This is a genomic window from Methylotenera sp. (assembly GCF_029946165.1).
Classification (GTDB): domain Bacteria; phylum Pseudomonadota; class Gammaproteobacteria; order Burkholderiales; family Methylophilaceae; genus Methylotenera.
In genome coordinates, this window is record NZ_JAQSDZ010000005.1 from 80092 (window position 1) to 102842 (window position 22751).

The 22751-nt window shown below is 42.6% G+C and carries 20 protein-coding genes; 8 read left to right on the forward strand and 12 right to left on the reverse strand.

Features of this window, described 5'->3' with window-relative positions; all coding sequences use genetic code 11:
- Position 1: 1 nt before the first annotated feature.
- The 6 genes from iscU to PSV17_RS02640 all read right to left on the reverse strand — a co-directional run bounded on the left by iscU (position 2) and on the right by PSV17_RS02640 (position 5389).
- Entirely contained in the window at positions 2 to 397 is a 396-nt protein-coding gene (gene iscU, locus PSV17_RS02615) for a Fe-S cluster assembly scaffold IscU (protein WP_300479390.1), read from the reverse strand.
- 136 nt (positions 398 to 533) lie between these two features.
- Complete coding sequence (locus PSV17_RS02620; protein WP_300479392.1) at positions 534 to 1787, reverse strand: IscS subfamily cysteine desulfurase; 1254 nt, start codon at positions 1785 to 1787, stop codon at positions 534 to 536.
- Between the two features lie 78 nt (positions 1788 to 1865).
- Positions 1866 to 3020, reverse strand: coding sequence for a cysteine desulfurase family protein (locus PSV17_RS02625; protein ID WP_300479395.1), 1155 nt, complete (start codon positions 3018 to 3020; stop codon positions 1866 to 1868).
- Positions 3021 to 3038: 18 nt separating this feature from the next.
- Positions 3039 to 3572, reverse strand: coding sequence for an Rrf2 family transcriptional regulator (locus PSV17_RS02630; RefSeq protein ID WP_300479398.1), 534 nt, complete (start codon positions 3570 to 3572; stop codon positions 3039 to 3041).
- Positions 3573 to 3778: 206 nt separating this feature from the next.
- Positions 3779 to 4525 (reverse strand): serine O-acetyltransferase, encoded by a 747-nt coding sequence (gene cysE / locus PSV17_RS02635; protein ID WP_300479400.1) that lies wholly within the window; start codon positions 4523 to 4525, stop codon positions 3779 to 3781.
- A 90-nt stretch (positions 4526 to 4615) separates the two neighbouring features.
- Positions 4616 to 5389: an RNA methyltransferase gene (locus tag PSV17_RS02640; protein ID WP_300479403.1), complete on the reverse strand. Its 774-nt coding sequence runs from the start codon at positions 5387 to 5389 to the stop codon at positions 4616 to 4618.
- Positions 5390 to 5582: 193 nt separating this feature from the next.
- On the opposite strand from PSV17_RS02640, the gene PSV17_RS02645 reads away from it, so the two are divergent.
- The 5 genes from PSV17_RS02645 to mutS all read left to right on the forward strand — a co-directional run bounded on the left by PSV17_RS02645 (position 5583) and on the right by mutS (position 13467).
- A complete protein-coding gene (locus PSV17_RS02645; protein ID WP_300479406.1) occupies positions 5583 to 6629 on the forward strand; it encodes a TIGR03790 family protein in 1047 nt (348 codons plus the stop codon).
- Between the two features lie 76 nt (positions 6630 to 6705).
- Positions 6706 to 7746, forward strand: coding sequence for a rhomboid family intramembrane serine protease (locus tag PSV17_RS02650; protein ID WP_300479409.1), 1041 nt, complete (start codon positions 6706 to 6708; stop codon positions 7744 to 7746).
- 249 nt (positions 7747 to 7995) lie between these two features.
- Complete coding sequence (locus tag PSV17_RS02655) at positions 7996 to 8802, forward strand: inositol monophosphatase family protein (RefSeq protein WP_300479411.1); 807 nt, start codon at positions 7996 to 7998, stop codon at positions 8800 to 8802.
- 2 nt (positions 8803 to 8804) lie between these two features.
- Positions 8805 to 10880: a site-specific recombinase gene (locus PSV17_RS02660; protein WP_300479414.1), complete on the forward strand. Its 2076-nt coding sequence runs from the start codon at positions 8805 to 8807 to the stop codon at positions 10878 to 10880.
- Positions 10873 to 13467 carry a DNA mismatch repair protein MutS gene (gene mutS / locus PSV17_RS02665; RefSeq protein ID WP_300479417.1) on the forward strand — a complete coding sequence of 865 codons (2595 nt, stop codon included), beginning with the start codon at positions 10873 to 10875 and terminating at the stop codon, positions 13465 to 13467. The genes PSV17_RS02660 and mutS overlap by 8 nt, the downstream gene beginning before the upstream one ends.
- 85 nt (positions 13468 to 13552) lie before the next feature.
- Here mutS and PSV17_RS02670 read toward each other — a convergent pair whose 3' ends face one another.
- The 6 genes from PSV17_RS02670 to nadB all read right to left on the reverse strand — a co-directional run bounded on the left by PSV17_RS02670 (position 13553) and on the right by nadB (position 20141).
- Positions 13553 to 14032: a peptidylprolyl isomerase gene (locus tag PSV17_RS02670; RefSeq protein ID WP_300479419.1), complete on the reverse strand. Its 480-nt coding sequence runs from the start codon at positions 14030 to 14032 to the stop codon at positions 13553 to 13555.
- A 137-nt stretch (positions 14033 to 14169) separates the two neighbouring features.
- Positions 14170 to 15795: a DEAD/DEAH box helicase gene (locus PSV17_RS02675; protein WP_300479422.1), complete on the reverse strand. Its 1626-nt coding sequence runs from the start codon at positions 15793 to 15795 to the stop codon at positions 14170 to 14172.
- 489 nt (positions 15796 to 16284) lie between these two features.
- The gene (locus tag PSV17_RS02680; protein WP_300479424.1) at positions 16285 to 17133 is read right to left on the reverse strand and encodes a hypothetical protein; all 849 of its coding nucleotides are present in this window, start codon (positions 17131 to 17133) and stop codon (positions 16285 to 16287) included.
- Positions 17134 to 17188: 55 nt separating this feature from the next.
- The gene (locus tag PSV17_RS02685; protein WP_300479426.1) at positions 17189 to 17392 is read right to left on the reverse strand and encodes a hypothetical protein; all 204 of its coding nucleotides are present in this window, start codon (positions 17390 to 17392) and stop codon (positions 17189 to 17191) included.
- A gap of 533 nt (positions 17393 to 17925) precedes the next feature.
- Positions 17926 to 18453 carry a thermonuclease family protein gene (locus tag PSV17_RS02690; protein ID WP_300479428.1) on the reverse strand — a complete coding sequence of 176 codons (528 nt, stop codon included), beginning with the start codon at positions 18451 to 18453 and terminating at the stop codon, positions 17926 to 17928.
- 38 nt (positions 18454 to 18491) lie between these two features.
- Positions 18492 to 20141: an L-aspartate oxidase gene (gene nadB, locus PSV17_RS02695; RefSeq protein ID WP_300479430.1), complete on the reverse strand. Its 1650-nt coding sequence runs from the start codon at positions 20139 to 20141 to the stop codon at positions 18492 to 18494.
- 344 nt (positions 20142 to 20485) lie between these two features.
- On the opposite strand from nadB, the gene rpoE reads away from it, so the two are divergent.
- From rpoE to PSV17_RS02710, 3 genes are all read left to right on the forward strand, one after another.
- Positions 20486 to 21103, forward strand: a complete 618-nt coding sequence (rpoE, locus tag PSV17_RS02700) for an RNA polymerase sigma factor RpoE (protein WP_300479960.1) — start codon at positions 20486 to 20488, stop codon at positions 21101 to 21103.
- Between the two features lie 102 nt (positions 21104 to 21205).
- The gene (locus PSV17_RS02705) at positions 21206 to 21754 is read left to right on the forward strand and encodes a sigma-E factor negative regulatory protein (RefSeq protein ID WP_300479433.1); all 549 of its coding nucleotides are present in this window, start codon (positions 21206 to 21208) and stop codon (positions 21752 to 21754) included.
- Positions 21755 to 21759: 5 nt separating this feature from the next.
- Complete coding sequence (locus PSV17_RS02710; RefSeq protein WP_366910271.1) at positions 21760 to 22734, forward strand: MucB/RseB C-terminal domain-containing protein; 975 nt, start codon at positions 21760 to 21762, stop codon at positions 22732 to 22734.
- The last annotated feature ends 17 nt before the right edge of the window (positions 22735 to 22751 follow it).

The window sequence follows — 22751 nt, forward strand, 5'->3', positions numbered from 1 at the left end:
GCTATACAGTCTCTTTCGCTGCTTGTTTAGCTTTAATGTCAGCTACAGCCGCTTTAATTGCGTCTTCAGCCAATACAGAGCAGTGAATCTTTACTGGCGGTAACGCTAATTCTTCAGCGATTTCTGAATTCTTAATCGCATAAGCTTCTTCAATAGTACGGCCTTTAAGCCACTCTGTTACCAAAGAGCTTGAGGCAATGGCTGAACCACAACCGTAAGTTTTGAATTTAGCATCTTCAATAATGCCGTTATCATTCACTTTAATCATTAACTTCATTACATCGCCACAAGCTGGCGCGCCAACCATACCAGTACCTACGTTTGGATCGTTTTTGTCTAACGTACCAACGTTGCGCGGGTTTTCGTAGTGATCTAAAACTTTATCTGAATATGCCATGATTCTTACTCCTTAAGTATTCTTTTCAAATTGCAAATGTGCACTATTTTTTCGTCTGGCAAGGCGGAGGGGTGCGACGCTTAGTTTTCTAAGCGAGTATCCCGACAACGCCGCTAGGCGATAAAAGAGAAGCATTTTAGTGTGCTGCCCATTGCACTTTACTTATATCAATTCCGTCTTTAAACATTTCCCATAATGGGGATAATTCTCTTAATTTGCCAATTTTACTTTTCATTAACTCAATCGTGTAGTCCACATCTTCTTCAGTCGTGAAACGACCAATTGAGAAGCGAATTGAACTATGCGCTAACTCATCTGTACGACCTAAAGCACGCAATACATAACTTGGCTCTAAGCTGGCAGAGGTACAGGCAGAACCGCTTGAAACAGCAATACCCTTCACTGCCATAATCAGAGACTCGCCTTCTACATAGTTGAAGCTAATATTCAAGTTATGTGGAACGCGGTGTTCTAAATCGCCATTCACGTAAACTTCTTCCATGCTTTCTAAGCCATGTAACAATTTATCGCGTAAACGGCGAATACGTGCGTTTTCTAAATCCATTTCTTCACGCGCAATTCTAAATGCTTCACCCATCCCAACGATTTGATGCGTAGCCAACGTGCCAGAACGCATACCACGCTCGTGACCGCCGCCGTGCATTTGCGCTTCAATACGAATACGTGGTTTGCGACGCACATACAAAGCGCCAATGCCTTTAGGGCCGTAGGTTTTATGCGCACTAAAGCTCATTAAATCGACAGGTAGTTTTTCTAAATCAATATGTACTTTACCAGTGGCTTGCGCGGCATCTACGTGAAAAATCACGCCATTTTCACGGCAGATATTACCGATTGCTACGATGTCTTGAATTACACCAATTTCATTGTTAACCAACATGACAGAGGCTAAAACCGTATCTGGGCGAATCGCCGCTTTAAATTTTTCTAAATCCACTAAGCCGTTTGGTTCTGGCTCTAAAAATGTGGCTTCAAAACCTTGGCGCTCAAGTTCACGAACTGGGTCAATCACCGCTTTATGTTCTGTGGCAACGGTAATAATATGTTTGCCTTTGCCGCTATAAAAATTGGCCGCACCTTTAATTGCAAGGTTGTTAGACTCAGTTGCACCTGATGTCCAAACGATTTCGCGTGGATCTGCACCCACTAATTTTGCTACTTCATCGCGTGCGTTTTCAACCGCTTTTTCAGCAGTCCACCCGTACGGATGGCTACGTGAAGCTGGGTTGCCAAAGTCTTCCGTGAGGTATGGAATCATTTTTGCAGCCACGCGCGGATCAACAGGCGTAGTAGCTGAGTAATCCAAATAAATTGGATGCATACTATCCTCTGCGTGTTTTGAAACTGGCATTTCTAGTGATGCTGACATTCTTTATTTATCCTTGCATTTTGTTAAATCGGTTGGATTTTGCAGGTCAGGAGAGAACCCCAATCTACAAAATCTTAATTAAGCGGCTATCGCCGTCAATTGTTTTAATCTCAAAATTTCATTTTTCAAAGTGGTTAAAAAACTCGCCACTTGTTCGGCTGTATTACTTGCGCCAAAACTAACTCTTACTGCACCACGCGCCACATCTGCTGTTACGCCCATTGCCAAAAGTACATGGCTAGGTTCAGTGCTGTCGCTCGAGCAAGCTGAGCCGCTCGCAACCGCGTAGCCTTTACGATCTAAAGCCATGACCAGTGTTTCACCTTCAATATTGTCAATGGCAAAAAAACTGGTATTCGGTATGCGCGTTACCTGTTTGCTAAAAATGCTAGCGTTTAATGCTTGTAAACCTTGCTCAAGTTGATTGCGCAATGATGATGTGTGTGCCGCAAAATTTGTCCGATTACTTACGGCTAACTCACAAGCTGCGCCAAAACCAATAATTGCTGCAACGTTTTCTGTGCCGCTGCGTAAACCTTTTTCTTGCCCACCGCCATGCAATAATGGCTGTATATCCAATTTTTTATCTACAATTAGCGCTGCCGCACCTTGTGGGCCATGAATCTTATGACTGGAAATAGTCATCGCGTTTACATTCAAATCTGCAAAATTCAGATCAATTTTTCCCAGTGCTTGCACCGCATCTGTATGCATGAACGCGCCTGCACTTCGAGCCGCCTCAGTAATAGTTCCAAGTTCTTGTATCACACCTGTTTCATTGTTTGCCAACATGACTGAAACTAAGCCAGTTGGTGTGTTTAACTGCGATTTAAAACCTTCTAAATCTACTTTTCCGTTTGCATCAACAACAATTTTTTGACTCATATAACCATGTTGTTGTATCGCGATTGCAGGTCGGGTCACACATGGATGCTCAATTACGCTAGTTAAAATTTGTCGCGCAATTGTTGCTGGTTTAATTGCTGCAATGCCTTTTATAGCAAAATTATTGGCTTCTGTACCACATGAAGTAAATACTACTTGCGAGGTATAAGCACCGCAAGCTTCAGCTACTTGAGTTCTTGCATGTTCTACAGCATCGCGGGCTGAGCGACCAAAGACATGACGGCTGGTTGGGTTGCCTGCTTGGCTTGTCATCCAAGGTAACATGGCTTCTAATACGCGGCTATCAAGCGCAGTCGTCGCATTATGATCAAAATAGATGTGTGCCATGACTCAATATCGCTAGTATTAAGCGCTTACCGCCTCGACAGTAGAGCCTTTATTGTTGCATGCATTGTTTGAGCGTGGCGTAATGGTGACTTTTTTATCTGATGTCTGTGAAGCAACCATGTCAGCCAGACTTACTCCAGCAAGGTAATCTAAAATTTTAGTGTTTAACGTAGACCATAAGTCATGCGTCATGCAGCGACCTTCATCCTTACAGTTTTCATGACCGCCGCAATGCGTAGCATCTATTTGTTCATCTACTGCATTGATAATTTCAGCTACTGAAATATCCGCATAGTTTTTCGCTAGCTTGTAACCGCCACCAGGCCCGCGAACACTGTTTACTAAGCCTTGGCGACGCAAGCGGCTGAATAGCTGCTCTAAGTATGATAGGGAAATGCTTTGACGCTCACTAATGCCCGCCAATGTCACGGGTTTAATATCGATTGTCTGGCTACTACCCTCAAGCTGATTCTCGCTACTGGCTAGCGCCTCATGCAAGGCTAAATCTAGCATTGCAGTCACAGCAAAACGGCCTTTTGTTGTAAGTTTCATTAGTTAATAGCACCTATATAATTACAGGTAATTTTATAATACTTGATAACTTTAGTCAACTATTAACCCGTTTAAGTTCACTCGGTCTAACTATTCCAATAAGCGCTAATTAACGGAGTGGATTTTTACCTAATTAATGACGAGCTTGCGTTTCTTAGGGATTTCTCAAAATTAGTTAATTAACAGTTTTTTGGTGTCTTTGTTTTTTATGGCTGTTTAACATCAAATGCCGTAGCAATTTTAGTGTCAATAGTTTCGTCGATACTGAGAGCTTTTATTTGAGTTGTTAACTCAGCCAATTTAGCATCCTGTTGTGCGCTGTGTTCAAGAAGTGTTTGGAGCGCTTTAGACATAGCCTCATGATTGAACTTATCGTTATCGTCTATTACTGCATAAGCCGTAAAGCTGGCAATATGCTTAGAATCGTCTTTACTGGCTTTTTCTTCCTCTAAGATTCTTGCAGGTATACCTACAGCAGTCGCATTAGCAGGCACATTCTTAACAACCACCGCATTTGAGCCGATTTTTGCACCAGCACCAACGGTAATCGGGCCGAGTACTTTTGCGCCAGCACCAATCACCACGCCACTTTCAAGCGTGGGATGGCGTTTACCCTTATTCCAAGAAGTGCCACCTAATGTTACACCATGGTAAAGCGTGCAATCATCACCAATTACCGCTGTTTCGCCAACGACTACGCCCATGCCGTGGTCAATAAATAAACGACGACCAATAGTGGCACCCGGGTGAATTTCGATGCCTGTGAGCCAGCGGGCTAGGTGTGAGTTGAAACGTGCTAGCCAGTAAAGTTGCTTTTTCCAAAGCCAATGCGATAAGCGGTACATGAGTAAAGCATGTACGCCAGGATAAGTGGTGAGTATTTCCCAGTGGGTGCGCGCCGCAGGGTCGCGCTCGAACACAATGGAGATGTCTTCTTTTAAGTGATTAAACATGGCGATATTATGCCATAACTTGCAATGTCGAATGTTTTTTAAAGCTATTAATAGGGCGGTTTTATTGGTAAGTATTTGATAAAGTATTTATTAATACTTAGTATGCTTTTTCGGTTCTATCGTTAGTGTGAGTATGCCCCTAAGCAAATTCACTTCTTCTTTTTCTAACTTGGCGCGGGCATAAATGCGACGTATGCGCTCGCTGAGTTTTTTTGGCGCATTAGGATTAAGATAGCCAATTATTATGAGCGTATCTTCTAAATGCGCATACAAGCCTTCCAATGCCTCATTGGTGGCGTATTCGGTTGGCTTGGCGTCATCAAGTTTACCTTCAAGCACCGCCATGCGCATTTCGTAACACATCACTTGAACTGCGGCGGCAAGATTAAGTGATGAATATTCAGGATTGGCTGGAATCATGGCAAGCAACTGGCAGCAATCTAATTCCGCATTCGAAAGACCGCTCATTTCTGTGCCAAAAACCAAAGCGATAGGCTGAGAAGCAGCTATTCTACTGCCTCGCAGGGCAGCCTCACGCACATTGACTAGCTCATGTGAAATTTGACGTTTTCGCGCACTCATACCGATAGCTAACACGCAACCTTGCAGTGCTTCGCTTAATGTTTCAGTGACGATTGCATTTTCAAGTAAATCTGCGGCACCTGTTGAAAGGGCTGTAGCATGGGCATCAGGGAACTTATCTGGTTTTACCAAGTATAAATGTTTTAGTCCCATGGTTTTCATGGCGCGTGCGGCGGAGCCAATATTGCCAGGATGGCTTGTTTGGCATAACACTACGCGGATGTTATTCAAGATTCCAGCGTTCGCTGAATCTGTAATGATTGTGTCTAATTTTACTGTCATGAAATATCACCATTAAAGCGATATTTTATCATTCTAAACTCTGCACTTAATGGATTTTGAACATTTAAATCTTTTAGTAGGTCAAGATTCGTGATTCAAGCTTAAATAGCAAAAAGCCTTTCATAAATTAAATTGTTTAAAAGTTAAAGGTATACTGGGACATGGTTCATGCAAAATATTTAGTGATAAGACAATGAAGAAGCTTATTACTTTATTAAGTCTAGCGATGGTTCTGTTTTCAAATGCCCTGTTCGTTAATAAGGCATTTGCAGACTCATTGCTTAGGGCAAATAATGTGGCGGTTGTCGTCAACACTGCTAATACTAATAGTGTCGCAATCGGACAGTATTATATAAAAGCACGAGGTATTCCATCAAGCAACCTCATTCAAGTCAATATTCCGGGAAATCCAAAGAAGCTAACGGTCGAGCAGTTTAATCAACTCAAACAATCAATTGATGAAAAACTGAAACCAGAGATGCAAGTCATCTTACTGGTTTGGACTGCGCCGTATGCGGTGGAGTGCAATGCCATTACCTCTGCACTGACTTTAGGTTTCGATGCGCAACAGTGTAAAAAAACTTGTGACCCTGGCAAAATGAGTCCTTATTTTGATAGTGTAACGACTCAGCCAATTGATGCGGGTTTGAAGCTGTCGATGTTAATGCCAACGGAGTCGGTAGATGAGGCAAAGGCATTAATTGATCGTGGCGTATTAAGTGGATTTGTGATGAATGAAGCAAGTGCTTATTATTTAAAAACCTCTGATAAGCAGCGTAGTTCAAGAGCTCGATTCTTTCCAAAATCAATGCATATTCCTGAAAGAAAACTCCAGATACAAACTTTGCAACTGGATGCTATCGAAAATATGAAAGACATCATGGTGTACGAAACGGGTCTGGCGCATGTGCCGAAGCTGGATACATTAACTTTTATGCCAGGTGCGCTTGCTGACCATTTGACTTCAGTTGGCGGAGACTTGCTCGGAACCAATCAAATGAGTAGCTTGAAATGGCTGCAAGCAGGGGCTACGGCTAGCTTTGGCACAGTGTCCGAGCCTTGCAATTATTGGCAAAAATTTCCTAATCCAAGCGTGCTGCTAGGGCATTATCTTTCAGGTGAAACTGCCGTGGAAGCGTATTGGAAAAGTGTTGCATGGCCAGCACAGGGTTTGTTTATCGGCGAGCCGTTAGCTAGTCCTTACTGCAGCACATGCAGAATTTTGCAGTATGTTCAGTAAACTTTGCGTTTATGAATAATGCGTATATTTAAATCATTAGAATTAGACTCATAGTTTCCTAGTAACCATTTAGCACATGCAACCACTTCACTTATCCTTAAAAACTCGTGTACCCCAAGTCGCTATTACCAAGCTAATTATTGCGGCTAATATTCTTGTTTTTGCAGCGATGTTATTAAATGGAGCAGGTATTTGGCATTCGCCCAATGCTATTCAGTTGGCTTGGGGCGCTAATTTTGGTCCCGCAACGCAAGATGGCGAATGGTGGCGTTTGGGTACGGCGATGTTCTTGCATTTTGGCGTCATTCATTTACTGATAAATGTTTGGTCTCTGTGGGATGCAGGGCAATTGGTTGAACGCATGTACGGGCATCTTCGGTTTGCGTGCATCTATATGCTCAGTGGCTTATCTGGCAACTTGGTGTCGCTTGTTATTCAAGGTGATTCCGCAGTATCTGGCGGTGCGTCAGGCGCTATTTTTGGCGTTTACGGTGCGCTACTGACTTTTCTTTGGCTTGAACGAAAATCGCTGACGAGGCATGAATTCCGCTGGTTGTTCTGGGGCGCTTCAGTGTTTTCTGTTGCAACCATCATCTTTGGTTTTATTGTGCCAGGGATTGATAATTCTGCCCACATAGGCGGATTTTTGACGGGTATTTTAAGTAGTATCGTGTTCTCACAATCCTTCGAAGTTAAGACTATTGCACGCAATACTAGGTTATTAGCCGGCGGTGCTATTGTGTTGGCCTTTGTGATTTTAGTAATAAATATTCCAACGCCTAAGTATCGTTGGAGTGATGAATTGCTCGTGCGTAAGAAAGTAGACGAGTTCTTATTAAAAGATCAGGCCATTAATCGTTCTTGGTTACAAATTATGCATGAAGGCAATAATGGTGAAGCCACGTTTGATTCTTTAGCCGAGCATATAGATGAAGCTATTAGCGAACCCTACGAACAAAGTTTTGAGCAATTATCACAATTACCTAATGACCCCGCATTACCTTCCGCGGCTAAACTTCAAAACCTATTGCAGTATGTGGAAAAAAGAAAGTCTGAATCACAAGTGCTAGCCGATAAAATACGAAGTAAACCGATTATGCAATTGCCCCCGCCTTAAAGTTTAGGTTTATATCCAAGCTTTAATCTTGCTCACGTCAACATTAATCATAGAAATCGCTGAGCAAGTGAATGCTTAACATGTTGATTGGTGAATAAGCGAAAAAGTATTAAAATGCTGACTTATCAGTTCTTTAACATGACTTTAAGCTTAAGTCATTGAAATTTATTTATGACTAAGCTACATTTAGCCTAAATCCTATCCAAAACAGGTTAAAGCAACAGACTACCAACAAAGATTCGAGAAAATATGCATCCTATGTTATCCAATGCAGTGAAAGCTGCACGCCGCGCTGGCAATATTATTACACGTGCCTCTGAAGACGTAGGCTCACTAAAAATTCAAACCAAAACTTACAATGATTTTGTCACTGAAGTAGATAAAGCCGCAGAAAACGCTATTATCGACATGCTGAAAGATTTGTATCCTACGCATGGTTTTTTAGGTGAAGAGAGCGGTGAATCGAATTCTGAGTCTGATTTCATTTGGATTATTGATCCTTTAGATGGCACCACCAACTTTTTACATGGCATGCCGCAGTATTGCATCTCAATCGCTTTGCAAGAGCGTGGCGTATTAACACACGCTGTGGTGTATGACCCAAATCGCAACGACTTATTTACAGCAACCAAAGGTCGTGGCGCGTTCTTAAATGACAAGCGCATTCGCGTATCTCAGCGTACTAAACTGCAAGATACCATTATCGGTACTGGTTTCCCTTTCCGTGATTTCACCCATCTAGATACTTACATGGATATGTTGAAAGACATGATTAAGAAAACCACAGGTATTCGTCGCCCTGGTTCAGCTGCATTAGATTTAGCCTACGTGGCAGTCGGTTGGTATGATGGTTTTTGGGAAATTGATCTGTCACCTTGGGATATCGCCGCTGGTGGTTTAATCGTGCAAGAAGCTGGCGGTATTGTAGGCGATTTTGAGGGTAATGAATCATGGCTTAAAACGGGCAATATCGTTGCGGCTAACCCAAAAGTATTCTCACAAATGTTGCAAACTTTAAGTCCACATTTAACAGATGACTTGAAAACGCCTAAATAAAAATGATAGAAAACGTGTTCGAGCGGCATATAAACGAATCTGTTTATTCGCCGCAATCAACCGCTAAGTTTATTGCAAGATTAATCGCTGAAATAAGGCCGCCAAAACCACATCAGGTGGAAGCTGCTATTAAAGCGATTCAAGCACTTTGCTATTTGCTCAATAGTCATCCTGAAAAAGCGAGTCAGTTGCGTGAGGCGATCTTAAGACTATTAAGTGAACATAAACCCATTTCCTTGTTCTTGGTGTCTCGTCATTCTGCATTTTCAGGCTTTTTTACTGAAATGCGAAGGCGGATAGGGCATAAACTTTTACCGGAAGCCGTCGACGAAACATATCTGCTAGATTTATTCGCATGTTTTTTCACTAAAACTAGCGACGAGATATGGGTTCAGGCTGTCCCTAATGAGGTTTGGGAAAAACTGATTATTGCCATAGGCTTCGATGAGCCGACTAATCTAGTTACACAGCCTATCATTGAATCTTGCAGGCAGAATTTTCTGGCGGCGACGCAAGTACTTTCCTACCGAATAGCGGCACTGGGCTTAGAGCCTGAGTTGCTTCGCAACCACCCTGAACTTGAACAACACACTTCACCTTTTATTGCGCAACAAATAGAATTAGCTAAGTTTTTAGCCTCACCAGAAGCTAATACTGATGAGTTGAATTCAAAAAGTAACGACACTGATATTAAGCATATTTTAGTGATGTTAAATCAGTGTAGTGAAGTGGTCATGAAAATTCGCCGTAATAGTGCAGTCATTGGCACCAGTATACAGCTCACTTTTATGTTGCAAGGCATGGCACAACAAGTCACTAGGCTTGAAATGCTGTTAGAAATTCTTGACCATATAAGCATTAATGAAAAGGCAATTCAACAAGAAGTTATTGATAACGTTGCTGGCTCCAATGCGAATTTAAAAATCATAAAACTTTTTAAAGAATTGGTTTATAGCGAGTGCCATAAAAACGATGTAAGTGAACACTTGCGTGAGAACATGGAAGTGATGGCGCTACGTGTCACTGAAAATGCAAGTCGCGCAGGAGAGCATTACATCACAGGTAATCGTAAAGAATATTATGCATTAATGCGCTCTGCCATGGGCGCGGGGGTGATTATCGCTTTTATGTCGATGATTAAGATATTACTGGCTAAACAACATATGGCACCGCTCACCGAGGCTATTTTGTTTAGTTTAAATTATGGCTTAGGTTTTATTTTAATACACATATTACATTTTACTGTAGCGACTAAGCAGCCAGCCATGACGGCGGCGGCAATTGCCGCAAGCATTGATGCGACTGATAGCAAGTCTAAGGAGATGGATAATTTAGTGGCGATGATTGCAAACACTATGCGCAGCCAAATTGTCGCAATTTTAGGTAATGTTGTGTTGGTTATTCCCATCGCGATATTGATTGGTTGGGGTGTGCTGCACTTTACAGGGCAACATTTCATAACGGTAGAAAAAGCAAATATTCTAATAGCAGATATCGATCCTATCCGTAGTGGTTCTTTATTTTATGCTGCAGTGGCGGGCATTTGTTTGTTTTTATCAGGCTTGATTGCGGGTTATCACGACAACTTGGCGATTTATAACAAAATTCCTCAGCGCTTACGTGCTGTCGCTGGTTTGCAAAAAATATTAGGTATTGCGCGCCTTAATCGCGTGGCCAACTATGTGGAAAACAATTTAGGTGCGTTGGCAGGTAACTTTTATTTTGGTTGTTTATTAGGCGGAATGACCGCGATAGGGGTGCTATTTGGTTTGCCGTTTGATATTAGGCATATTACTTTTTCATCGGCGTATGCTGGGTATTCCGCGGTTGCATTAGACTTTATGTTAAGTTGGCAAGCTGTCGCTTATATTGCATTGAGCTTGGCGTTAATCGGCTTTGTAAATCTTGCCGTAAGTTTTAGCTTGGCGCTTTATGTGGCTATGAAGTCGCGCAAGGTTCGCTTTAAACAATGGCGATTATTGCTCGGTAATTTAGCAACAAGATTAAACCAGCATCCAGGTGAGTTTATTTTCCCACCTAAAAAATCGACTGATAAAATTACAGTTAATCATGAGTAAGCCCCAACAAACCACCAGTCCGGCAGAATCAACCGCTACTCATACGCCCATGATGCGCCAATATCTTGCCCTGAAAGCACAGCATCCTGACATGTTGTTGTTTTATCGCATGGGCGACTTTTATGAGTTGTTTTTTGAAGATGCTGAAAAGGCCTCGCGCTTACTTGGTATTACATTAACGCAGCGCGGAAGCAGTAATGGTCAGCCGATTAAAATGGCGGGCGTTCCATATCATGCGGCTGAAGGTTACTTGGCTAAGTTGGCTAAGCTAGGTGAAGCGGTGGCTATTTGTGAGCAAATTGGCGACCCCGCAACCAGTAAAGGCCCCGTTGATAGGCAAGTAGCACGCATCTTAACGCCTGGTACTTTAACTGACACCGCCTTGCTTGATGAATCTCGCGATAACCAGCTTCTTAGCATATTTCAAGCAGACGGCGTGATAGGTTTAGCGCGTTTGAATCTCGCTTCTGGCGCTTTTGTTTTAAGCGAAATTGCCGTCGGGCTATTAGGCCAGGAGATTGAGCGCATCGCACCCAGTGAGATTTTGCTGACGGACGATTTTCAGCACGCGGCAATTGGTTTAAGTAAAGTTGCTAAAAAGCGTTTAAGCCCTTGGCAATTTGATTTTGACAGCGCTTTTAATACGCTCACTAAACAGCTCAACACTTACGATTTAAATGGGTTTGGCTGCGCCAGTCTTAATCCAGCTATTTGCGCAGCGGGCGCTTTGCTTGACTATGTTAAGCACACACAGCGCACTACTTTGCCGCACATCAATGCCATTTCGGTAGAAGTGACGAGTGCGTATGTTCAGCTAGATGCCGCTACGCGCCGCAATTTAGAAATTGACATGACGCTACGTGGCGAAGCTAGCCCCACCTTGTATTCATTGCTTAATACCACGCAAACAGCCATGGGTGCGCGGCTTTTGCGCCATTGGTTGCATCACCCATTACAAGATAGAAACTTGGTAATGAAGCGCCATGAGGCAGTGGCTGAGTTAATTCAGAATAATAGTTACACAATGTTGCCGCTAAAAAATATAGGCGATATAGAACGCATTACCGCCCGTATTGCGCTGAAAACTGCTAGACCGAGAGATTTGTCAGGCTTGTCTGCAAGTTTGCAGCAATTACCTCTATTGCAAACGCAATTACAAAGTTCGCAAACCAGTTTATTGCAAACATTGGGCTCCAGCTTAACTGCGCCGAATGCCGTTGTGAGTTTGCTTAGCACTGCTATTAAGGCCGAACCAAGCGTTGTGTTGCGTGAAGGTGGCGTGATTGCTGACGGCTATGATGCCGAGTTGGACGAATTACGCGCATTGCAAAATAATCACGGCGAATTTCTATTGCAATATGAAGCAGCCGAAAAAGCACGCACTGGTATTAACAATTTAAAAGTTGAATACAACAGCGTGCACGGTTTTTATATTGAAATGAGCCGCACGCAAGCGGAAACTGCGCCCGCCGAATATCGTCGTCGCCAAACGCTAAAAAATGTTGAACGCTTTATCACGCCGGAACTTAAAGCGTTTGAAGATAAGGTGTTGAGCGCCAATGACCGTGCACTCGCGCGTGAAAAGTTACTTTTTGCTGAAGTGTTAGAAAAATTGATGCCGTTTATCATCGCACTGCAAACTAATGCAGGTGCGGTTGCTAGCTTAGATGTGTTAGGTTGTTTTGCTGAACGTGCTGAAACGCTCAATTATGTTGCGCCAGAATTTATTACAGAGGCTGGCATTCAAATTGTGAATGGTCGTCACCCTGTGGTGGAAAGCATAAGCGCAAGCCAAATGTCGGCCCAACCGTTTATTGCCAACGATGTTGTCCTAAACCCTTATCGCCAGTTGTTGCTCATTACTGGCCCGAATATGGGTGGTAAATCAACCTTTATGCGGCAAACCGCGCTCATCGTATTATTGGCGCATTGTGGGTGTTACGTTCCAGCAAGCTCTGCAAAAATTGGCGAAATTGACCGCATTATGACGCGAATCGGCGCATCTGACGATTTAGCAGGTGGTCGTTCCACATTTATGGTGGAAATGACAGAAACGGCAAATATTCTTCATAACGCCACAGATAAAAGCTTGGTGTTGTTAGATGAAATTGGCCGTGGTACTTCGACCTTTGATGGCTTAAGCTTGGCTTGGGCTGTGGCGAAGCAGTTGCTAGAAAAAAACCGCAGCTACACATTATTTGCTACACATTACTTTGAGCTGACGCGTATTGTCGATGAGTTTAAGCATGCTGCAAACGTACATCTTGATGCAGTTGAGCATGGCAGCAATATCGTGTTTATGCATAAGGTTGAAGAGGGCGCGGCAAATCAAAGTTATGGTCTACAAGTAGCTCAATTAGCGGGCATTCCAAAATCAGTGGTAGCAAGTGCTAAGCGAAAATTATTACAGCTTGAGAATCAAAATGTGGCCAGTAACAATGCTCAAGTAGATTTATTTGCAAGTGATACAATTGCGCCAGATATTATTTTGCATCCAGCTGTTATTGAATTAGAGAGCATCAACCCTGATGATTTGACGCCCAAGCAAGCGTTAGAAGTACTTTATCACCTAAAAACTTTTGTTTAGTCTGTAAGAGAAGCAATAAAAAAGCACTCATCAAGAGTGCTTTTTTAACTTATTCGAATGGTTTAATTCGAGGTCTTAAAACTTCTTAGTGGTGATGACCGCCTGCGCCGTGCACATGTTGGTGTGTCACTTCTTCTTTATTGGCTACGCGAACATCTGTAACCGTCGCTGTAAATACCAAACGCTCGCCAGCCCAAGGATGGTTGCCGTCCACAATAACTTTGCCATCGGCGATTTCAGTGACTGTGTATAAAATCACTTCGCCAGTTTCGTCTTCGCCTTCAAACTGCATACCAACTTTTAATTCATCAGCAGGGAAAGCGCTTGCTGGCTCGATCTGTACTAACTCTTCGTCGTATTCACCAAAGCCGTCTACTGGTTGCAAATCTACCACTACTGAGTCACCAACATTTTTGCCGTGCATAGCTTCTTCCACTTTTGGGAAAATATTATCGTAGCCGCCGTGCAAATACGCTACTGGGTCAGTGCTAGATTCAAGCACATTGCCATCAGCATCTTTAAGTTCGTAAGTCATTGTTACTACAGTGTTCATGGCAATTTGCATGGTGTATCCTATCCTTGTCCTAAGCTAAAGTTTTAAATTGGAGTTTGTAATTGCAAACTCTGAAATTTGTTTGTTGAAATTTTAATCTATTTTTGTATTGCTTGTTTAATTTTAAGTGTTCAATGTGACAGCTAGAATTAACGACCTCTGCCACCCGTTCTGTGGGTGCTATTCGGGTTGGTATTCGTTCTACCAGCATTGCCGCGATTTTCGCTAGGGCGCGCTGCATTTTGGCGATTAGGCTGATGGCGACTCGGGCTTGGTGGCGCAAATAAAGCCGATTGAGGCATCGCTTGGTGGCGCGCTGCTTCAGACATGTTCTTTGTGTTTGCGCTTTGTGCAGGTCTAGCTTTGTTGCCTTGTGGCGCACGGCTTTCGCCATTAACTTGAGCGCCGTTTCTGTTAGGGGCTTGGCCGTTGCGTTGTCCATTAGGTTGACCATCGCGCTGTCCATTGCCTCGGTTTTGATTGCGACCAGCATTTGGGTTGGCGCCATTGCTTTCAGCATTCGCTGGCACATGCGCTTTGCGTTGCTGCCCTTTAACTTCACCGCGTGGCGGTCTACCATGTGCTTGCGTTGAGCGTGGTGCTTCTGGCTCTGGCTTGTCTGAGGGCACAAAACCTTCCACATGCACTTTTGGAATCTCGCGTTTGATTAACTTTTCAATATCTTTAAGCAGTTTCAACTCTTCGCGGTCTACTAATGAAACCGCCGCACCGCTGCTACCTGCACGGCCTGTACGGCCAATACGATGCACATAATCTTCTGGTACGTTTGGCAATTCAAAATTCACTACTTGCGGTAATTGGTCAATATCTAAGCCACGCGCTGCAATATCTGTGGCAACCAACACACGCATTGAGCCATCTTTAAATTGCGCTAATGCTTTGGTACGTGCGCTTTGGCTTTTGTTACCATGAATGGCGGCAGATTGAATGCCGTCTTTCACTAGTTTTTCGGCTAAACGATTCGCGCCGTGTTTGGTACGAGTAAATATTAATACTTGTTTCCAATCATTTTGCACAATGAGATGGCTCATGAGCTGACGTTTGTGGCCTTGTGCAACCATGTGTACAGTTTGTTCAACAAGCTCAGATGCCGTGTTGCGACGCGCTACTTCAACAAAGCCAGGGTTATGCAATAAGCCATCAGCTAAGGCTTTAATTTCGTCTGAAAAAGTGGCAGAGAACAATAAGTTCTGGCGTTGTTTAGGCAACATTGCCAATATTTTTTTAATGTCGCGAATGAAGCCCATGTCTAACATGCGGTCAGCTTCGTCTAACACTAAAATTTCAATGCCTGATAAATCTACATTTTTCTCACCTGCGTGATCAAGCAAACGGCCTGGTGTGGCGACTAAAATATCCAGCGGCTTTTTCAAACGCGCGATTTGTGGGTTGGCATTTACGCCACCAAATATCACGGTAGAAGTCAGCGGCAAGTATTTACCGTAAGTTTTTACAGATTCTTCAATCTGAGCAGCTAGCTCGCGTGTTGGCGTTAGCATTAAACAGCGTGGGCGACCTTTTACCACTTCGCTCAACGGCTTTTGGCTGAGTATATGTAAAATTGGTAAGGTAAAACCAGCGGTTTTGCCCGTACCTGTTTGTGCGCCCGCCAATAAATCGCCACCGCTTAATACTTGCGGTATCGCTTTAGATTGAATTGGGGTTGGGGTGGTATAGCCAGCGTCGTTAATCGCACGCAAAATGGGTTCAGATAAGCCTAACTCGTTAAAGTTAAGTGTTGTTTCAATTGTCAAAGTATAAAGCTCCAGCTTGAATTTAAGCCGACCTATTACTTATGAAGCAACACCAATCGAGGTAGGCAAATATAATAATCATTCGAATGATATGTAAATCAAGAAGATTAAGGTTAAGGACCGCTACGCAGATTGGTTGGCATAGGGAATTTGTATTATACGGTGAATTTCAATTAAAGCTAGTCAATGGCTAGTTTTAAATGGTGACTTAATTTTTGATGTTATGTCAGACTACATAGTTATCATTCCGTTGTAATACGGTATCAAGCGAAGAGGGGTGACAATAGCGTAGCGTATTGCGCCAAAGTAAACTCTCAAACGGCACAATGCCTTGTAGGGTGTCAATAAGCGAAGCGCATTGCACCAAAGTAAATTCTCATACGGCGCAATGCCTTTCAGTTATTGCGCCCTACGCGGGCTAAATCATTGATTTTGTTAAGTTGAGCAGACGTTAATACAATAGCCATGAAAATATCCTTTTTTACTAATTTATTGTTGATTAGGACTTACTAAAGGTGAAATATTCCACGTTTCCAATAAACGCCAGATTGCTGCATCTATTTCCCTCCAATGCTTCAAATTTTGAATATGGGTATGCCACTCAACATGGATTCCACCATAGATAGGCTCCCAAAACTCTCCAGCCACACCCCCGTCAGCATGCCTAGCAAAAAAAACACCAGAAACTGCCTTGTTACTAGATTCCCCGTAACACAAAAACCTACCAAATGAGTCGCCATTAAGCGTATAGCAATCTATGCCATACGCTTCTGATAGCTTTTTATCGTAACGACCATTTTTGGATTTTATAAAATATTCGCGCCTGCCCTTTGTTGTGTAGTTAGGATCAGCACCCTTAATCTGCACTTTTACTTGATTGATATCGTCTAGTTCTGAGCGAGTCCCTACTTGGTCCGTCGCCTTCTCCTTAGCTCCATTCAACATCAAACTAAACTCAATGTCATGCATGTCTTTTACCCCGTGCAACTTCTTTGCATACTCGGCTTCAAAAGCCACGCGCTCTGCTTCGGTAAACTTTGGAAAACGCTCTGGTACATAAGCAATAGGAAACTGACCAATAAACATCTCATATTCAGGCTCATAGATTAAATCATCAATTTTGCGTGGTATATGCTCGCGCCGTTGCCCTAGTTCGGCTCTAATGATGAGTGCTGAGTTTTGCATCCATGTTACAACGTCACCCTCTTTTGGAATGGCTGCGTCATTTCGCATACAAGCTCCCGTCAATAGCACCGCTATCATTAAGAATAAAGCCCGCGTAGGTTGGACTGCACTTGTAAAGCCCAACATGCTTGTTAACTTTTGTATCATGCTCATGCTGTCATTCTCCAGTGATTATTATTCGCCACACCACCATCATTGTTAATCTGAATCATTTATCTGCCATTTCTTCACCGTTTGCACTCACTTGATTTTCTGTTGCCGTTTCTTTCCCCAACAACACCGCCTCATCCACCGCCAATCCCTTCGGTATCTGATGCGTAATAACTTCGGTATCTGATGCGTAATAAACAGAATGGTGACTTTGCCTTTTAAGTTGGTTAATGGTTTGCGCAAACTGATCTGCGGTGAGCATCCATTAAATCGCCAAGGCGGTTAACAGAAATATCTGCTTTTTGGAATTCCTGCATTAAACCCATTGAACACCTTTTTATTTGTTCTAGTTATTGTCTGCATTATCAGATTAAATGGATTGTTAAGTAAATAAACTTAATGGTTTAAAAGAAAAATCTCAAATATTTTAAATAAAAGATTGACTAATTTAATAGTATTTGTAACAAAAGTGCTTTCCACAATATCTGTGGATAACTCTGTGATTATCTGTGATATGTAACTGTAACATGGCGTTTTATAAGGCTTTTGTAAAAATCGTATAAATAGTAACCACTAAATTTTATCAATATAAATCAAATAGTTACGTTTATCGTCTGGATTAGTGTGAGTTATTTGTGTTACTTAATGTAAAGCTTTAAGTGGTGTGAATAAGTCAGTAAAAAGTGGATTGGTATTCGGAAAAATGGCTCTATTAATATCAACAACTTACAAACTATTTACTTGATTGTTACAACTATGAATCGATGGTTGATTCAAATAATGGCAAGTTAAATTCTAGTAATTTAAATGCTGATGTCGCCAATCCCATGGTGCTATAGGATTGGAATCTGCCCAAAGTCCAAGCGTGAGTTGACGAGCATTTTTAGCGGCATTTTCGATTGCCTTATCGTTAGAATATTGTTTATAAAACCAAGCCAAGCCGTGTTCGGCAAGGTAGTAACTTGCATCAATACCGTTGCATTCTAATCGACCTACGGAACGCTGATATTTGTCTGTACCAGATATTTGTGCGGTAACAATCATATTTTTGCCTTTGCAGAGTTTCATGAGTGCGCGGCGAGATTTCAAACCGTAGCTTTGGTTGCGCTCAGGGGCGTCAATGTCGGTTAAGCGTAATTTGAATTCTTTTTGTGAATCATTTGTTGAAATATGACGCAGCTTTACGGTATCGCCGTCATAAACCCAGGTAACTTTTACGTAAGTTACTTTTTCATTAGGGGCATTGTGAATACTTTCTTCAGCATGGGTTGTTGCGATACCCAGCCATAAGAAAATGCAGTTGAAACAAATCCTAAATATCAATGCGGATGCTCTTTATTTGCCAAATGTATTGATATGTCTCATTCATTGTCTAGCAAGCTGTCATAATTAGAGGGTTCTAGCACAGTGTGGATAGGTTCGGCTTCTAAGTTTGTATGGTCTTTGCTGTAATGTAAACCGCGGCTTTCTTTGCGGGAGATAGCGCTTTCCACAATGAGTTCAGCCACTTGCAATAAGTTTCGTAGCTCGATTAAGTCGTTGCTGATTTTAAAGTTGCTGTAGAACTCATACACTTCATCACGTAGCATATGAATACGATGCAAGGCGCGACTTAGACGTTTGTCTGTACGTACAATGCCCACGTAGTTCCACATAAAGCGGCGTAACTCATCCCACGTATGCGTAATCAGCACTTCTTCATCCGCATCGGTCACGCGACTTTCATCCCAATAAGGTAATGATGGCGAGGGTTTCGTTGGCTGGCTGAGAATATTTTTTGCTGCCAACTGACTAAACACCAAGCATTCAAGCAATGAGTTACTTGCGAGGCGATTTGCTCCATGCAAGCCTGTGCAAGCGGTTTCACCTACGGCATATAAATTGGCAATGTCTGTGCGGGCTTTGTCGTCTGTCATGATGCCGCCGCAGGTGTAGTGTGCTGCAGGCACTACTGGAATGGGCGTTTTGCTGATATCGATACCAAACTCTAAACAGCGTTTGTAGATATTGGGGAAGTGCTCTTGAATAAAGCTGAGCGGTTTATCGGATATATCTAAATAGACACAATCTAAACCGCGCTTTTTCATTTCAAAGTCAATAGCGCGCGCCACCACATCACGCGGGGCGAGCTCTAAGCGTTCATCATGGTCAAACATGAATCTTGTGCCATCGGCTAGTTTTAATAAACCACCTTCACCGCGAACCGCTTCGCTAATTAAAAATGATTTAGCGTGCGGGTGAAATAAGCAAGTTGGGTGAAATTGTATAAATTCCATGTTTGCCACACGGCAACCTGCACGCCATGCCATGGCAATGCCATCACCAGTGCTAATGTCTGGATTAGTGGTGTAGAGATATACCTTACCCGCGCCACCTGTGGCTAAAACAGTGTTCTGAGCGGCAATCGTGAGTACTTTACCCGTGCTTTTATCTAGTACGTAAGCGCCTAAACAAGTGTTATTGTCGGTCGATTCAATTTTCGAACTTTCCGATTTATTTAAACTGCCCACTTTATTTTGATTGATTTTGCTAGTGGTAATTAAATCAACCGCAATGTGATACTCCATTAAAGTGATGTTTGGATGTTGCTTCACTTTATCTGAAAGCGTCATTTGTACAGCATGCCCCGTCGTATCAGCCGCATGAATAATACGGCGGTGGCTGTGGCCACCTTCACGCGTTAAATGGTAGCCAGAATTGTCATGTTCACGAGTAAAGCCTACGCCTTGTTCAATCAGCCACTCTACCGATTCTTTAGCATGCTCAGCTACCATTCTTGTCACTGCTTCATCGCATAAACCGCCGCCTGCGACTAAAGTATCTCGTACATGATTTTCTACCGAATCCTCATCATTGAGGACGGCAGCAATGCCACCTTGCGCCCAATCGCTGGCAGTATCATTAATACTACGTTTGCTGACTATGCATACACTCTTATGTTCTGCGGTTCGCAACGCTAAAGTTAAGCCAGCAAGACCGCTGCCAATAATAAGTACATCAAATTGCTGCATAGTATTTTTAGTTGAGTATTTTGAGTAAATGAAATGCCGTATTTGGAACAAATTCTGGAACTAATGAGAGTGTATCGCTGTCTTTAAAATAGGCAATAGATAAGCTTAAATAAACGTAGTAAAACACTAGTAAACAAATAAATTGTAGTTTTGTATCGTTGCTGAGAGGAAACTTAATGATGCGGATCGGAAACGTAGTCGAATTTACCCAATTAAACTTAATACAAAGTTTAGTGCAACCTGCTGCGCAAGGTTATACTGCGAAATATGAAAACAGCTTGGGTGAGAAAAATACAAATGAGCTTACAACTAAGCAGACTAAACCTAAAGGGAATTTAAGCGTAGTGGCCGTTAATCCAATATCTGGAAATCGCGAAATCGACCACGAGCTAGTGCTGCGTGCACAGCGCGGCGATAAGCGTGCGTTTGGTATGTTGGTGGATAAATATCAGCGTAAGTTGGCGCGCCTATTATCTCGCATGGTTCGGGATCAATCCGAAATTGAAGACATTGTGCAAGATACCTTTATTAAGGCCTATCGCGCATTACCAAACTTCCGTGGTGATAGTGCTTTTTACACTTGGCTGTACCGCATTGGCATTAATACTGCAAAAAACTACTTAGTTTCTATGGGGCGCAGGCCAACCGTTAGCACTGGCGTTGAAATTGAAGATGCGGAAAACTTTGAAGATGGTGATGAGTTGCGCACAATGGAAACGCCAGAGTCATCCATGATGACCAAGCAAATAGCACAAACTGTGAATGACACAGTAGCCAGCTTGCCTGAGGAGCTACGCACAGCGATTACTTTGCGTGAGATTGAAGGCTTAAGTTATGAAGAAATCGCAACGATTATGAATTGCCCAATTGGTACAGTAAGATCACGTATTTTTAGGGCGCGCGACACTATTTCATTAAAATTAAAACCACTTTTAGATACGCCTGATAATAAAAGGTGGTAGTAAGATTTAACGTGAAAAAAATTAGCATTAAGTGAGAAGTATTTTTTAAGACTTTCTAAGATACAAAGTATTAGATTAACGCATGAGATTTTGGAGTAAAAAATGACCGAACAAATATCCGCATTATTGGATGATGAATTTGCCTTAGAAGATGCTGAGCATTTGATGGCAGGGATGCAGACCAATGGCTACTCTAGCGAGGTTTGGAGCCAATATCATTTAATTGGCGATGTAATGCGCGGGGCAAATGCGTTGAGCCCTAACTTTAAACAAAACTTAATGGCACTAATTGATTTAGAACCTACCGTACTGTCTCCAAATGCAGCATGGGCCAACGACCCTAAATTATTTGACGAGAAAGATGAGTCAAATGATGTGGCAGTTAAAAAGCAAGCCACTAATTTTCCTCGGATTTGGTCAGTTGCGGCTTCATGTGCCGCAGTAATGGTAGTAGGTTGGATGGTATTGCAAAATCAAGTGGGCAATCAAGCAACTCCTAACATGGTGGCTCATGCGGCAATTCCACAAGAGACAGTTCTTTTGCCTGTAACAAATGAACAAGATGTTCCAGTTGAATATTTAATGGCACATCAAGCTTCTGCACCTTCAGCCAGTTCCTATTATATTCAATCAGCTAGCTATACCGAGTAATGCGAATGAGAGGCTTTGTTTTAGCTTGCTTGGTAGCCAGCGGATTATCTGGTGCGTGTCAAAGCGTACTCGCTGCTGCAGACGATGAGAAATGGCAGATACTACAGAAAGCCGCTTTAGCTGCTCATGCCTTAAGTTATCAAGGTATATTCGTTTGTCAGTCGGGTCAACAATCTAAATCAGTTCAAATTAAACATTTTTTTGATGGTCAAAATGAATATGCCCGCAATGTGCTGCTTGATGGTTCGCCTCGGGAGGTGCTTAGTCAAGGCGGCGATTTGATCATTTATAACCCTAAAAATGAAAAAATAGTCATCGAGAAACGTAGGGGGCAAAACATGTTTCCCGCAGTTTTGCCGGTAAATCTATCTATAGTTAAGCAAAGCTACACTTTGCGCACTGGTGATATAGAACGGGTGGCAGGTCGTGAAGCGCAGATATTGTTTTTAGTACCGAAAGACAATCTGCGTTACAGTTATCGTTTCTGGATAGATACAGAATATGGTTTGATATTAAAGTCTGTGATGTTTAATGGTCGTAATGAAATGATGGATAGTATTTCCTTCACCCAAGTTAACTTAGTGAACTCTGTTGATCTAGATTGGTTTAAACCACAAATTGATAACAAGAAAAACTATGTGATGGAGGATGAGGTGCCTACTCAAGCTGACTTTAACCCCAGCCCTCACTGGATGTTGAAGGACTTGCCTGCGGGCTATTATAAAGTTGATCAAATGTTACGTGTGGTGCAAGGTAAGCCTTTACCAGTGACCCATGTGGTGTTCTCGGATGGCTTAGCTTCGGTATCATTATTTATTGAACCAGTAACAAATGGAATTAAACCTAGGTCGGGTCACAGCGTTGTAGGTAATACTAGTTTTTATTCCAGTGTAGTAGGTTATTTGCAAGTTACCGTGTTGGGTGAAGTGCCTGAAGCTACCGTTGCAGCCATTGCAAACTCGGTAGTTTTTGTTAAATAAGCCCTTATATCTCAGTC